7 protein-coding genes are annotated in these 14,240 nt (G+C 74.3%); 1 reads left to right on the top strand and 6 read right to left on the bottom strand.

Annotated elements, in window-relative coordinates; translation table 11 throughout:
- The 6 genes from AB0H12_RS43330 to AB0H12_RS43305 all read right to left on the bottom strand — a co-directional run.
- Positions 1-7,523 (bottom strand): SDR family NAD(P)-dependent oxidoreductase (locus tag AB0H12_RS43330; RefSeq protein WP_499632037.1); only part of this gene is annotated, 7,523 nt, incomplete at its 3' end.
- 80 nt (positions 7,524-7,603) lie between these two features.
- Positions 7,604-8,971, bottom strand: coding sequence for a methylaspartate mutase (locus tag AB0H12_RS43325; protein ID WP_499632035.1), 1,368 nt, complete (start codon positions 8,969-8,971; stop codon positions 7,604-7,606).
- A gap of 55 nt (positions 8,972-9,026) precedes the next feature.
- Complete coding sequence (locus AB0H12_RS43320) at positions 9,027-9,509, bottom strand: cobalamin B12-binding domain-containing protein (RefSeq protein ID WP_499632032.1); 483 nt, start codon at positions 9,507-9,509, stop codon at positions 9,027-9,029.
- Positions 9,506-10,726, bottom strand: a complete 1,221-nt coding sequence (locus AB0H12_RS43315) for a type III PLP-dependent enzyme domain-containing protein (RefSeq protein ID WP_499632029.1) — start codon at positions 10,724-10,726, stop codon at positions 9,506-9,508. Before AB0H12_RS43315 ends, AB0H12_RS43320 begins: the two co-directional genes overlap by 4 nt.
- Entirely contained in the window at positions 10,726-12,258 is a 1,533-nt protein-coding gene (locus AB0H12_RS43310; protein ID WP_499632027.1) for an AMP-binding protein, read from the bottom strand. Before AB0H12_RS43310 ends, AB0H12_RS43315 begins: the two co-directional genes overlap by 1 nt.
- Positions 12,259-12,318: 60 nt before the next feature.
- Positions 12,319-13,884: an AMP-binding protein gene (locus tag AB0H12_RS43305; protein WP_499632024.1), complete on the bottom strand. Its 1,566-nt coding sequence runs from the start codon at positions 13,882-13,884 to the stop codon at positions 12,319-12,321.
- Positions 13,885-13,979: 95 nt separating this feature from the next.
- On the opposite strand from AB0H12_RS43305, the gene AB0H12_RS43300 reads away from it, so the two are divergent.
- Positions 13,980-14,225 carry a phosphopantetheine-binding protein gene (locus AB0H12_RS43300; protein WP_230567567.1) on the top strand — a complete coding sequence of 82 codons (246 nt, stop codon included), beginning with the start codon at positions 13,980-13,982 and terminating at the stop codon, positions 14,223-14,225.
- Positions 14,226-14,240: the final 15 nt, after the last annotated feature.

Below are 14,240 nucleotides of genomic sequence, written 5' to 3'. Positions count from 1 at the left end.
GCCACGGCCAGCACCTCGGCCTCGACACCCGAAACCACCACGGAATCCGGCCCGTTGACCGCCGCGATACCCACACCGGCCGTCAACAACGGCAGGACATCCGCTTCGGTGGCCTTGATCGCCATCATCGCCCCGCCCTCGGGCAACGCCTGCATCAGGCTCGCGCGGGCCGACACCAGCCGGCAGGCGTCAGGCAACGACAGCACACCGGCCACGTGAGCCGCCGCGATCTCACCGATCGAGTGACCGGCCAGGAAGTCCGGCCGAACACCCCACGACTCCAACAGGCGGAACAACGCCACCTCGAACGCGAACAACGCGGGCTGGGTGAACTCCGTGCGGTCCAACCGCTCCGAGTCCTCACCCCACACCACGTCACGCAACACCGGATCGAAGCCGGCCAGCACTTCGCTGAACGCGCCCGCGAACACCGGGAACGCGGCCGACAACTCACGGCCCATGCCGATCCGCTGCGAACCCTGCCCCGTGAACAGGAACGCGGTCTCCCCGCCGGCACGCGCCGCCACCGGCACCACAGCGGCCAGAGCGCGCAACAACTCGTCACGATCCCGACCGACCACCACGGCGCGGTGCTCGAACGCCGAGCGCGCCGTCACCAACGACAACCCGACGTCCACCGGCCGGACGTCGGCGTCCACGAACGACGCCAACCTCGCGGCCTGAGCACGCACCACCTCGGCCGAACGACCCGACAGCACCCACGGCACCACCGGCAGCTCGACACCGGCCGCCTCGGGCTCGACCGGCTCCTCGACGGCCTGCTCGATGATCACGTGCGCGTTCGTGCCGCTGATCCCGAACGACGACACACCCGCCCGACGCGGCCGGCCTTCGACCGCCCACTCCCGCGCCTCCGTCAGCAGGCGGACGCCACCGGCGGTCCAATCCACGTGCGGCGACGGCTCGTCGACGTGCAGCGTGGACGGCAGGACCCCGTGCCGCATCGCCATGACCACCTTGATGATCCCGGCGACACCGGCCGCGGCCTGGGTGTGGCCGATGTTCGACTTGATCGACCCCAACCACAACGGGGCGTCCTCGGCGCGGTCCTGGCCGTAGGTCGCCAGCAGCGCCTGCGCCTCGATCGGATCGCCCAACGTCGTGCCGGTGCCGTGACCCTCGACCACATCGACGTCCGAAGTGGACAGTCGGGCACCGGCCAGGGCCTGGCGGATCACCCGCTGCTGCGACGGCCCGTTCGGTGCGGTGAGGCCGTTGGACGCGCCGTCCTGGTTCACCGCCGACCCGCGCACGACCGCCAGGACCTGGTGCCCGTTGCGCCGGGCGTCCGACAGCCTTTCGACCAGCAGGACGCCGACGCCCTCGCTCCAGCCGGTGCCGTCGGCCGCGCCCGCGAACGACTTGCACCGGCCGTCCGGCGCGAGACCTCCCTGGCGCGTCATGTCGACGAACGTGTCCGGGGTGGACATCACCGTCACGCCGCCCGCGAGCGCCAACGAGCACTCACCGCGCCGCAGCGCCTGGATGGCCAGGTGCAGCGCGACGAGCGACGACGAGCACGCCGTGTCGATGCTGACCGCGGGACCTTCCAGCCCGAGGGCGTAGGAGACCCGGCCCGACACGACGCTGGCCAGGCTGCCGTTGCCGTGGTAGCCGGCGAGCTCCTCCGGCAGCGGTCCGAGGCGCAGGCCCCAGTCGTGGTACATCACGCCCGCGAACACACCGGTGTCGCTGCCCCGCAACGACACCGGGTCGATGCCGGCCCGTTCGACGGTCTCCCACGCGGTCTCCAGCAGCAGCCGCTGCTGGGGGTCCATGGCCTGCGCCTCGCGCGGGCTGATGCCGAAGAAGTCCGCGTCGAACTCGGCGGCGTCGTAGAGGAACCCGCCTTCGCGCGCGGCGCTGGTGCCCGTGCGGGCGCGTTCCGGGTCGTAGAGGTCGTCCGGCCAGCCGCGGTCGCCGGGGAACACCGAGATGGCGTCCGCGCCGCCGGACACCAGCCGCCACAGGTCCTCCGGCGAGGACACCCCACCGGGGTAGCGGCAGGCCATGCCGACGATGGCGATCGGCTCGTCCACCGACGCCTCGGACGCGGGCGCGGCGACCTCGGGGCGGGCCGCCACCGTGCCGCGCACCAGCTCCGCGAGGTGTCCGGCGAGCGCGGCCGGGGTGGGGAAGTCGAACGTGAGGGTGGCGGTCAGGCGCAGGCCGGTGGCCGCGCCCAGCCGGTTGCGCAGCTCGACCGCGGACAACGAGTCGAACCCGAGCTCGCTGAACGCGCGGGTCGCGCCGATCGCGTCGGAGCCGGTGTGCCCCAGCACGTCCGCGGTGGTGGCGCGCACGAGCGCGAGCAGCGCGTCCTGGCGCTTCGCCTCGGGCAGCGCCGCGTACTTCGACCCCGGCGCGTCGGCGACGGCGGGGCGGCGGGCGGGGGTCGGCACGAGGCCGCGCAGCATCGGCGGCACGTCGTCCGGGCGCTTGCGCAGACCCCGGGTGTCGACGCGGGTGGGCACGAGGGTCGGTTCGGCGCTGCCGAGCGCGAGGTCGAGCAGTTCCAGGTTCTCGGCGGCGGAGAGGGGTTCGAGGCCGGAGCGCGCGATGCGCCGCAGGGCCGCGTCGTCCAGGCCCTCGCCCATGCCGGTGTCGGTCCACAGGCCCCAGGCCAGCGAGGTGGCGGCGTACCCGGCCGCGCGGCGGTGGGCGGCCAGCGCGTCGAGGAAGACGTTCGCCGCGGCGTAGCCGGCCTGACCCGGTGCGTCGAACAACGTGGCGGTGGAGGAGAACAGCACGAACGCGGCGAGGTCGCCGGTCAGCTCGTGCAGGTGCCAGGCCGCGTCGACCTTGGGCCGCAGCACGGCGTCGAGCCGGTCGGGGGTCAGCTCGCCGACGAGGCAGTCGTCCAGCACACCGGCCGCGTGCACGATCGCGGTGAGGGGGTGGGCGGGGTCGATGCCGTCGAGGAGGGCGCGGGTGGCGTCGCGGTCGGCCAGGTCGCACGCGGCGACGGTGACGTGCGCGCCCAGTGCGGCCAGCTCGTCGCTCAGGCTCGCCGCACCGGGCGCGTCGGCACCGCGCCTGCCGACGAGGAGCAGGTGGCGAACGCCGTGCGCGGTCACGAGGTGCCGCGCGACGTGCGCCCCGACACCGCCCGTGCCGCCGGTGACCAGCACGGTGCCGGCGGTGTCGACAACAGTGCCGGCGGTGTCCGAGGGCGGCGGGGTGGCCGTGTCGAGGGTGCCCGGCGGCGTGGCGGGCGCGGCCGCCAGCCTCGGCACGAGGACCTTGCCGTCCCTCAGCGCGAATTCCGGCTCGCCGGTCGCCACCGCCGCCGCCAGCGCGCGATCGGACTCGGGCGAGCCGTCGAGGTCGGCGAGCACGAACCGGCCGGGGTGCTCGGCCTGGGCGGACCGCACCAGGCCCCACACCGGCGCGAGCCGCAGGTCGGGCGCCTCGCCGTCGACCGGCACCGCACCGCGCGTCACGATCACCAGCGGGGAGTCCCCACCGCCGGCCGTCCACTCCCGCACCCGGTCGAGCACCGCCTCGGCGACCGCGCGCACCGCGTCCGGCACGTCGCCGTCCACCGGCTCCACGCGTGCCACGGCGAAGTCCGCGCGCACGGGGTCCGGCACGACCGCGAGCGGCGTCCACCCAACCCGGTGCAGTGAGGCCGGGCGGCCGGTACGGGCGGCGCGCAGCTGCTCCTCCGACACCGGCCGCACCAGGTACGAACCGATCGACGCGACGGGCACGCCGTCGCCGTCGGCGAGGTCGAGGCGGGCCTCGTCGTCACCCGTCGCGGTGATCCGCACGCGCAGTGCGGACGCGCCGGTGGCGTGCGGCACGACCCCGCCCCACCCGAACGGCAGCCGGGTCGTGCCGGTCGCCGAGGCGGGCCACGCGAGGTCGGTGGCGTGCAGCGCCGCGTCGAGCAGCGCGGGGTGCAGGCCGAACGCCGCGCCGTCCACGCCCTCGGGCAGGGCGACCTCGGCGAACACCGCCGACCCGACCCGCCACGCGGCGCGCAGGCCCTGGAACGCCGGGCCGTAGCCGTAGCCCTGGTCGGCCAGCTCGTCGTAGGTGCCGGAGACGTCCACGGGTTCCGCCCCGGCGGGCGGCCACTCGGTCAGGTCGACGGGCACGACCTCGGCGGTCGGCAGGAGGACGCCGTTCGCGTGCTTGGTCCACGCCTCGTCGAGATCCGCACCCTCGGGCCGCGAGTACAGCTCGACCTCGCGCCTGCCGGTCGCGTCCGCGGCGCCGACGACGGCTTGCAGCGCCACCGCGCCGGCCGCGGGCAGGGCCAGCGGCGCGGCCATGGTCAGCTCCTCGACGGCCGTGCAGCCGACCTCCTGGCCGGCGCGCAGGGCGAGTTCGAGGTAGGCGGTGCCGGGCAGCAGGGCGCTGCCGCCGATCGCGTGGTCGGCCAGCCACGGGTGGCTGCGCAGCGACACCCCGCCGGTCAGCACCACGCCGTCGGAACCGGCCACGCCCACGGCCGCGCCGAGCAGCGGGTGCCGGACCGCGGACTGGCCGGGAGCGGCGTCGACGGCGCGCGGCGCGGTGAGCCAGAAGCGCTGCCGCTGGAACGGGTACGTGGGCAGCTCGACCTGCCGGGCGCCGCGGTCGGCGTAGAACGCGCGCCAGTCCACCTCGCCGCCGCGGGCGTGGGCGAGCGCGACGGCCGACACCAGGGACCGCTCCTCGTCGTGGCCGCGGCGCAGCACCGGGGCGGTGGCGAGGTCGGTGGCGTCCACGCAGTCGGGGACCATGGCCGACAGCACGGCGTCGGGGCCCAGCTCGACGAACGTGGTCACGCCCTGCTCCACCAGGTGCCGCACGCCGTCGAGGAACCGCACGGGGCGGCGCACGTGCTGCGTCCAGTGGTCCGGCGAGGCCAGGGTGGCGGCGGTGACGGGCGCGCCGGTCAGCGTCGAGACGATCGGGACGCGCGGCCGGGAGTACGTGACGACCTGCGCGAGCCGGCGGAACTCCGCCAGCATCGGCGTCATGAGCGGCGAGTGGAACGCGTGCGACACCCGCAGCTGCTTCGTGCGCCTGCCCAGGCCGGCGAAGTGGGCGGCGACGAGCGCGACACCGGTCTCCTCGCCCGACACCACGGTGGACCGGACGCCGTTGAGCGCGGCGATGTCCACGTCGTCGGCGAGCAGCGGCAGGACTTCGTCCTCGGTGGCTTCCAGCGCCACCATCGCACCCACGCCGGGCAGCTCGCCCATGAGCCGGCCGCGCGCGGCGACCAGCAGGGCGGCGTCGGCCAGTGACAGCACACCCGCGACGTGCGCGGCGGCCAGCTCGCCGACGGAGTGGCCGATGAGGTGGTCGGGACGCAGGCCCCAGGACTCCAGCAGCCGGAACAGCGCGACCTCGACGGCGAACAGCGCCGGTTGCGCGTACTCGGTGCGGTGGACGAGTTCGGCGGTCGGAGTGCCCGGCTCGGCGTGCAGCACGTCCCACAGCGAGGTCTCCAGCTGCAGGTCGAGGTAGCCGATCGCCTCGTCGCGCGCCTTGGCGAACACCGGGAAGTCGCGGTAGAGCTGGGCGCCCATGTCGGGGCGCTGGCTGCCCTGACCGGTGAACATGAACGCGAGGCCGCCGGTGCGGGCGGAGCCGACGAGCACGTCGGACGTGGGCTCTCCGGCCGCGATGGCGCGCAGCCCGCGGCGCAGCTCGTCGCGGTCGGCGGCCACGACCACGGCGCGGTCGGCGAGCGCGGCCCGCGTGGTGGCCACCGAGAAGCCGAGGTCGGCGGGCTCGGCGTCGGCGTCGAGCAGCCGTTCCGCCTGGGCGCGCAGCGCCTGCTCACCGCGTGCGGACACCACGACCGGCGTCACCTGGCGCGGCCGGACGTCGCGCGGCACCGCGCCGGCGTCGTCCGCCGGGGGCTCCTCGAGGATCACGTGCGCGTTGGTGCCGCTGATGCCGAACGCGGACACGCCGGCGCGCCGCGGCCGTTCGCCGCGCGGCCACGCCACCGGTTCGGTCAGCAGCCGCACGTCGCCCGCGGACCACGTGACGTTGGGCGAGGGCGCGTCGACGTGCAGCGTGCGCGGCAGCACGCCGTGGCGCATCGCCAGGACCATCTTGATCACGCTGGCGACGCCGCCCGCGGCCTGGGTGTGCCCGAGGTTGGACTTGACCGAGCCCAGCCACAGCGGACGGCCCTCGGGCCGGTCCTGCCCGTAGGTGGCCAGGATCGCCTGCGCCTCGATCGGGTCCCCCAGCCGGGTGCCGGTGCCGTGGGCGTCCACCGCGTCCACGTCCGCCGCGGTCAGGCCCGCCTCGGCCAGCGCCTGCCGGATCAACCGCTGCTGGGACGTGCCGCTCGGTGCGGTGAGGCCGTTGCTCGCGCCGTCGGAGTTGACCGACGAGCCGCGCAGGAGCGCCAGCACGGGGTGGCCGTTGCGGCGGGCGTCGGACAGCCGTTCCACGACGAGCAGGCCGACGCCCTCGGCGAAGCCGGTGCCGTCCGCGGCGGCGGCGAACGCCTTGACCCGGCCGTCCGGCGCCAGGCCGCGCTGTCGGCTGAACGCGGTGAACATGCCGGGGCTGCCCATCACCGCGACACCGCCGACGAGCGCGAGCGCGCACTCGTGCCGGCGCAACGCGTTGGCCGCCAGGTGCAGCGACACGATGGAGCCGGAGCACGCCGTGTCGACGGTGACGGCGGGCCCTTCCAGGCCGAGCACGTAGGCGACGCGACCGGACACCACGCTGGGCGCGTTGCCGGTCATGAGGTAGCCGTCGAGGCCTTCGGGCGCCTCGTGCACGTGGACGCCGTAGTCGTGCACCTCCGCGCCGACGAACACGCCGGTGCGGCTGCCGCGCAACGAGGTCGGGTCGATGCCGGTGCGCTCCAACGCCTCCCAGGCCGTCTCCAGCACCAGGCGCTGCTGCGGGTCCATCGCCACCGCCTCGCGGGGGCTGATGCCGAAGAAGTCCGCGTCGAACAGCGCGGCGGTGTCGAGGAAGCCGCCCCGGTCGACGTAGCTCTTGCGGGGCGCGTCCGGGTCGGCGTCGAAGTAGTCGTCGAGCGCCCAGCCGCGGTCCGCGGGGAACGGCCCGAGCACGTCGCGGCCCTCGTCCACCAGGGACCACAGGGCTTCCGGGTCGTGCACGCCGCCCGGGAAGCGGCAGCCGATGCCGACGATCGCGATCGGGTCGTCCGCGTCGTCGGCCGAGCGGGTCACGACCGGCGCGATCGCCGCGGGCGCGAGGCCGAGCAGCTCCGCGCGCAGGTGCTCGGCGAGCAGCGCGGGCGTGGGGTGGTCGAAGGCCACGGTGGGCGGCAGGGCGAGGCCGGTGGCGGCGTTGAGCCGCGTGTGCAGGTCGACCAGCGCGAGCGAGTCGAGCCCCAGGTCGCGGAACGCCACCGCGTCCCGCACGGACACCGGCTCGCCCGGCCGCACCTGTCGCAACGCCGCCAGGGCGTGCCGGCGGACGAGCTCGACCAGGACCCTGGTCTGCTCGGGCGCGGAAAGCTCCGCCAGCGACGCGGTCAACTCGGACTCGTTCATCTGCACTCTCCACGCATTCGCCGTCGCACGCTCGTTGCACGAAAACAGGGACGACCGCCCCGGCACGCCCCTAGCCGACCCCTGACCTAGCGCTCCGGGCTCGCGGGCAGGGATACGGGGTGGTGGTCGGGGAGCCCGGGGAGCTCCGGCTCGCCGTCGTAGGCGCGGCGCACGTACGACAGGTCGGCCAGCAGACCCGAGGACGTGACGTGCCGCCCGCCGGTGGGCGCCACGAGGTGGCGCAGGGGCAGGTTGCCCAGGTCCGACCAGCACAGCCGACCGCGCGCGTCGAGGTGGCTGCGGGTGCGGCCCGCGTTGTCCGGGTGCAGGCAGTAGGGGATGTCGAGGTAACCCCGCTCGAACGCGCGGAGCAGGGCCGTGCCGACGTCGCCCGCGAGGTCGAGCACCGCGTCGACCAGGGCACGTGCCTCGGCGTAGGTCTGCGTGTCCACGGGTGCGGTTCCGGCCGCGCGGGCGTTCGCCGCCGCGGCGGCGGCGGCGTGTTCGAGCGCCGCCACGTTCTCCGCGATCGTGGGGATGCGCCGGGACTCCGCGACGGTCTTGACGATGAGCCGTTCGGACCCGGTGGTCACGGCGAGTTCCGCGGCCTTGCCGAGCAGCCGGTACGCGCCCGCGGGCGTGGTGGGGTAGGCGCCCATGTAGGCGTAGATCACCACGTGCCAGTCGGCGACCCTCAGCAGTTCGCCGCACAGCCGGCGCAACGCGGCCACGGCCTCGACGTCCTGCTCGTGGTTGGTCTGCTGGGCGTAGCTGACGGAGATGCTGCGGATGCCGTTGGCGGCGAAGAACAACGCCTCCAGCACGCTGATCGCCACGAGTTGGCTCGGCGGGCACAGCTGGCCGAGCATGCAGCCGCCGAAGGTCTCCACGTGCGGTTCGACGCCGAAGTCCCGCAGCGCGGTGAACCTGGCAGCGGCGTCGGCCCAGTTGCGCACGGACTCGGCGAGCGGCGTGCGGCCGTAGGGCAGGCAGTACGAGACCGGACCGCCCTCGGTGGCGTCGATCCGCAGGCGCACCAGGGCGGACACGATGTCACCCGGCACGGCCGAGCCGTGTCGCACCTGGACCGGGAAGTCGTCGTCGCGGAGTCCGTCGAGGACGCCGGCCGTGGTCTCGGCGAGGTGCGTCACGATGGGGTAGCCGTTGAGCGGCATGCCGTCGGCGAGCGCCGTCTCGACCGCGACGAGGTCGCCGACGCGGGTGTAGCTGTCGAGCGTGATGGTGCCGACGGTGGTGGCGCGGGCGTGCTTGGTGGCCATGAGCCCGGCGCGCATCCGCTCGGGCGAGTCGAACCCCATGCGCGGCTGCACGACCAGCCCGTCGCGACGGGCGGCGGTGCGCACGAACTCACCGAACCCGACCGGCCTGGTCCCCATCGCGCCGGTGCTCCGCCCGACGACGCCTTCGCCGGCCGACGGCCCGACGGACGTCACGCCGCCCACCCGACCGGGCCGACGACACCGGGTTCCGGCCGCCGTAGCAGCGCCCTCACGCCGTCGCCTCCGAGCCCTGCGCCGCACCCGACAGGGCGGGGCGGCCGGCGGGCGGGATGGTGTGCACGAAGCGGCGGAAGTCGGCGATCGCTTCGCCGCCGTCCTCGAAGACCGCGTCGAAACCCGCCGCCAGCAGGGCCGGGGTGTGGCCGCTCACGTCGCCGGAGACGCCCAGCTTGCCCCCGATCACCACGGGCGTCGCGGCCAGTTCGGGGACGCCGCGCAGCCGTTCGATCACCCGCAGGGCGTCCTGGCCGCCGTGGCCGTTGACGGTCCCGATCACCACCAGCCCGGGCCGGATGTGCCGGCACCGCTCCACCAGCACCTCGTCCGGCACGCACGGCCCGAGGTTCACCACCGGGTAGCCCAGCTCCTCCACGAGCAGCTGGAGGAACACCAGGTTCCACGTGTGCGAGTCGGAAGCGACGCCGCTCACCACGACCGTCGGCGCGGTCGGGAGGAGGTCCGGAGTGGTCACCGGGGCACCCGTCGGTGCTCGATGCGGGACACCGAGACGACCTCGTCACCCCGCACCACGACCTCGGTCGGCGCGGGCCTGCCGAGGAACATCAGCAGGCTCGCCGTCGGTCCGTACGCGCCGGTGTTCGGCACGCACACGACGTCACCGGATTCCAACGGCGGCAGGTCGATCTGCCTGCCCAGGACGTCACCCGGCGTGCAGAGCGGACCGACGAGGCTGGCCTTCTCCACCGGCCCGTCGCCCTCGGCCGGCCGCACCTGGACCGGCAGCAGCCGGCCCAGACCGGACATGCCGCCGAACGTGTTGATCCCGGCATCGGTGATCACGAACTTGCGCCCGCGGCTGACCTTGACGTTCGTGACGCCCGCGACCAGCGTGCCGCTGCCGCCGACCAGGTAGCGCCCCGACTCGCACGCCACGCGCGGCGCGCCGGCGCGCCACCGGGGCAGGTGCAGGTCCAGCGCCCGTTCGAGCGCGGCGCGCAGCTTCGGGTACTCGGGCCGCTCCCCCGGCGCGCCGTAGGGCACCGTGAAGCCGCCGCCGATGTCGAGGTAGCGCAACGGCAGGTCGAGGTCGTCCGACAGCCGGGCGGCGAGCGCGATCGTGTGCTCGAACTCGCCGATCAGGTTGTCCTCGTCGGTGGCGTTGCTGAGCGGGAAGAAGTGGAAGCCCGCGATCCGCACGCCCTCCACCTCCCGCAGCAGCGGCAGCGCGTCGGCCAGCACCTCGCTGTCGAAGCCGAACTGCGACGGCGTGCCGGTCATCCGGATGCTGGTGGTGGCGCTGGCCGCGACGCTGTTGACGCGCAGCAGGCAGTCCACCTCGACGCCCCGCGCGCGAGCGGCCTCGCCGACGTGCCGCACGTCGGTCACCGAGTCGGTGGAGAACAGCCGCACGCCCTCGGCGATCGCCTCGTCCAGCTCGCCGCGGGTCTTGCCGGGGCCGGTGTAGAGGCAGTCCTCGCCGCGGAACCCGGCGGCGAGCGCGGCGGCCAGCTCACCGGTGGAGCTGATCTCCGCCCGGCAGGTGCGGCCCTCGCCCTCGCGCAGCGCCCGCACCAGGTCGGGGTGCGGGTTGGCCTTGAGCGCGTAGAACAGCTCGACCTCGTCGGGCAGCGCGTCGAACAGCTGCTTCCTCGCCTCGGCCACGTCGTCCAGCCGGTACACGTACAGCGGCGTGCCGAACTCGGCGGCAAGCTCGACGTCGTCGGTCATCATCTGCTCCGGTCGAGGAGGTCGGCGAGCGCGGCGCGCGCGTTCTTGCCGTGCATGGTCAGCGGCAGGTCGTCCACGACCCGGCAGAGCGCGGGCACCTTCGCCGGTTCGAGGCGCTGGGCCAGTTCCTTCAGCACCACGTGCGGGTCGACGTCGCCCTCGACGAACAGCGCGAGGTCGCGGTCGCCCGCCGGCGGCACCGCGGCGGCCGTCCGCACGCCCGGCACGTCCATGGCGGCGGCCTCGATCTCGACCGTGCTCATGCGGATGCCCTTGCGCTTGAACATGTCGTCGCGGCGGCCCTCGAAGTACAGGTAGCCGTCCTCGTCGACGCGGCCGTAGTCGCCGGTGTGCAGCCGCCGCTGCCCGGTGTCGCCGACCGGCCGGAACGTCTTGTCGGTCAGCTCGGGCATGCGCCAGTAGCCGGGCATGACGTGCGGGCCGGACACCACGATCTCGCCGACCTCGCCCTGCGGCACGGGTTCGCCGTCGGGGCCGAGGATCGACACGGTGGTGCCGGGCAGCGGCAGGCCGACCGACTGGGGCCGCTCCTGGTCCTCCTCGGGCGGCATGATCGACACGCGCTTGCACTCGGTCTGGCCGAACTGGCGCACCACCCGGACACCGGGGAACGCCGACCGCAGCGCGCCGATCGTCGGCGCGGACAGCGCGGCGCCGGTGTTGGTGATCAGCCGGACCGGCGGTGGGGGCTCGACGTCGCGCTGCGCCAACGTGGTGATCATCGTGGCGAGCGACGGCACGATGGGCACCACGGTCGCGCCCACCTCGCGCATCCGCCGCAGCAGCAACAGGTCCGACTCCTCGCCCGCCAGCACGATCTCGCTGCGGCCCAGGCACGTCAGCAGGACCTTGTAGAGGCCGTAGTCCCACGACAGCGGGAAGCGGCAGAACACCACGTCGTCGGCGCGGTAGCCGAGCACCTGCTGCAGCGCCCGGGACGCGAACACCACCCGCGCGTGCGGGCCGATCACGGCCTTGGGCGCGGCCGTGCTGCCGGAGGTGTAGATGAGCACGGCGATGTCGTCGGGCGCGACCTCGACGTCCACCCGGACGTCCTGGTCGGCCGCCGCCTCGACCTCGTGCCACACGTCGGCCAGGTCGTGCACCGGCAGGTCGGTGATCTCCCGCAGCTGCCCGGTCTGCTCGCCCGCGCCGATCACCGCGACGGGCTCGGCGTCGGCGAGCACGGAACGCAGGTGGTACTGCTTCATCGCGGGGTTGAGCGGCACGAAGATCACGCCGTTGCGGGACGCGCCGAAGAACATCGCGACCTGTTCCCGGCGGGTCGGCAGCTGCACGACGAGGCGGTCGCCGCGGCGCAGCCCCTGGTCGTGCAGCCACCGGGCGAAGGCGTGGCTCAGCGCGTGCAGCCGGCGGTAGGTCAGCGTGCCGACCGGGTCGCGGACGGCGGACGCGTCGGGCGTCTCGGCCGCGGCATCGTCCAGCAGGCCGTGGATCGACGCGGCGCGTTCGATCGGGTTGATTCGGGCGTCCAAATCCGCGTCTCCCATTCGGAAAGCGGGGCCTGAGCAGAATTCGATGGGTCGAACGTAACCGGCGGCCGGCGCCGGTCACACCCCTAGAGCGCTTTTCTCACCCCTAGGGGAGTACTCGGCCGCGGCATCGGCGGCGAGCCGTGAACGGTCCACCTTGCGGTTGGAGTTGAGCGGGAATTCATCGACGTGCCGGTAGCGTTTCGGCACCATTCCGGAGGGCAACGTCGCGCGCAGCGCGGCGGCCAGCGCGGCGGGTGGCGTCGGCGCCCCGGTGTAGTAGACGACGAGTTCGGTCGAGTCGTCCGCGGTGACCGCGACGACCACCGCGTCCTGCACGCCGGGGCAGGACCGCAACGCGTGCTCGACCTCGGCGGGCTCGACCCGCCAGCCCTGCACCTGGACCTGGCTGTCGAGCCGGCCGAGGTAGATCAGCTCGCCGTTGCCGAGCCTGCGCACGCGGTCCCCGGTGTGGTACCAGGTGCGGCCGTCGCGGCGGACGAACCGGCCCCGCTCGTCGGCGGGGTCGAGGTAGCCCGCGGTGAGCTGCGGCCCGGTGACGCACAGCTCGCCCTCGTCGGCGACCGGCTCGCCGTCCTCGCCGAGCAGCACGTGGTCGTGCCCCTCGTGGACGGCGCCGATCGGCACGAGCCCGTTGACGCACAACGAAGGTGACGTGTCGGGCCGCCAGCGGTGCCCGGTCACGGTGACGGTCAGCTCGGTGGGGCCGTAGATGTTCTCCAGCGCCGAGTCGGGCGCCGCGGCCTGCCAGTCGGCGGCGTCGGCGGCCTTGAGCGCCTCGCCCGCGAACAGGCTCAGCCGCAGCCCCGGCAGCACGCCGGGCGCGAGGCCGCCGGTGCGGCGCACCAACGGGATCGCGCTGGGCGTGGAGAACCACACCGTGACGCCGCGCTCGGCCAGGAACTCCGGCAGCCTGCGGTAGGCGGTGGCGGGCACGGCCTGCACCGTCGCGCCCGCGTCCCACGCGCAGAACAGGTCGAACATCGCGCAGTCGAAGTTGAGGTCGAACGTCTGCGAGAACACGTCGTCCGGGGTGGCCTCGTACCGGCTGGTGACGAGGTCGAAGTAGTGCCGGGTGTTGCCGTGGGTGATCGACACGCCCTTCGGCGTGCCGGTCGACCCCGAGGTGAACAGCAGGTAGGCGGTGTCCCGCGCGTCGACCGACCGCGGCTCACCGAGCGCGGCGGCGGCGTGGACCGGCACGGCCCGGCCGGCGGGGACGTCGCCGCCCGCCGGGGCGAGCACCGGCAGGTCGACCTCCGGCATCCGGGCGAGCACGCCCGCGCCCTCCTCGTCGACGATCAGCGCCGACACCCCGGCCAGCTCGATCATCCGCGCGGTGCGCGCCGGCGGGAACGCCAGGTGCAGCGGCACGACCGCGGCGCCGGTGTAGAGCGCGGCGAGCACGCCGACGTACGCCTCGACGCTCTTGCCCGCCAGCACGCCGATCGCGCGAGGCCGTTCGTCCACACCGGCCAGCAGCGCGCCCGCCCACCGCGACGCGAGGTCGTGCGCGGCCTCGTAGGTGATCGCGTCCGCGCCCACGCGCACCGCGTCACGGTGCGGCGAAACCGCGAGCCCGCGCAGGAAACGGGCGTGCAGCGCGGGTGTCGTGTCGGTCATCGTGGCTCCGGGGACTAGGGGGCGCCAGGGGTTGTGAGGGCACCGCGGATCGGTTTTCGTTTCGGTCCAGCGGACCAACGACAGTCGGAGGGGTTATGTGGGACGAACGGTTCGAGGAGCTGCTGCGGGCGCAACTGCCCTTCCTCCCGCCGGACGAGGAGTTGGCGGCGGACGCGGTGCTGCGCGACCTGGGCCTGGACTCGATGGCCACGGTGGACCTGCTGTCCGCCGTGGAGCAGGAGTACGGCGTGCGGTTCCTGGACGAGTCGCTGAACATGAGCACGTTCGCCACGCCGGGCACGCTGTGGGCGGCGCTGTCGTCCATGATGGAGCCCGCCTGACCGGCGGACCGGACA

Origin of the sequence: Actinosynnema sp. NPDC023794, from assembly GCF_040639675.1 — a bacterium.
Taxonomy (GTDB): domain Bacteria; phylum Actinomycetota; class Actinomycetes; order Mycobacteriales; family Pseudonocardiaceae; genus Actinosynnema; species Actinosynnema luteola.
The sequence above is the reverse complement of the archived record's forward strand: the minus strand, read 5'-3'. Positions and strand labels throughout refer to the sequence as shown.

Excerpts from the sequence above, each read along its gene's own strand:
- AB0H12_RS43315 (WP_499632029.1), bottom strand. The coding sequence starts at position 10,726 with ATGACCGACGACGTCGAGCTTGCCGCCGAGTTCGGCACGCCGCTGTAC.
- AB0H12_RS43310 (WP_499632027.1), bottom strand. The coding sequence starts at position 12,258 with ATGGGAGACGCGGATTTGGACGCCCGAATCAACCCGATCGAACGCGCC.
- AB0H12_RS43305 (WP_499632024.1), bottom strand. The coding sequence starts at position 13,884 with ATGACCGACACGACACCCGCGCTGCACGCCCGTTTCCTGCGCGGGCTC.
- AB0H12_RS43300 (WP_230567567.1), top strand. The coding sequence starts at position 13,980 with ATGTGGGACGAACGGTTCGAGGAGCTGCTGCGGGCGCAACTGCCCTTC.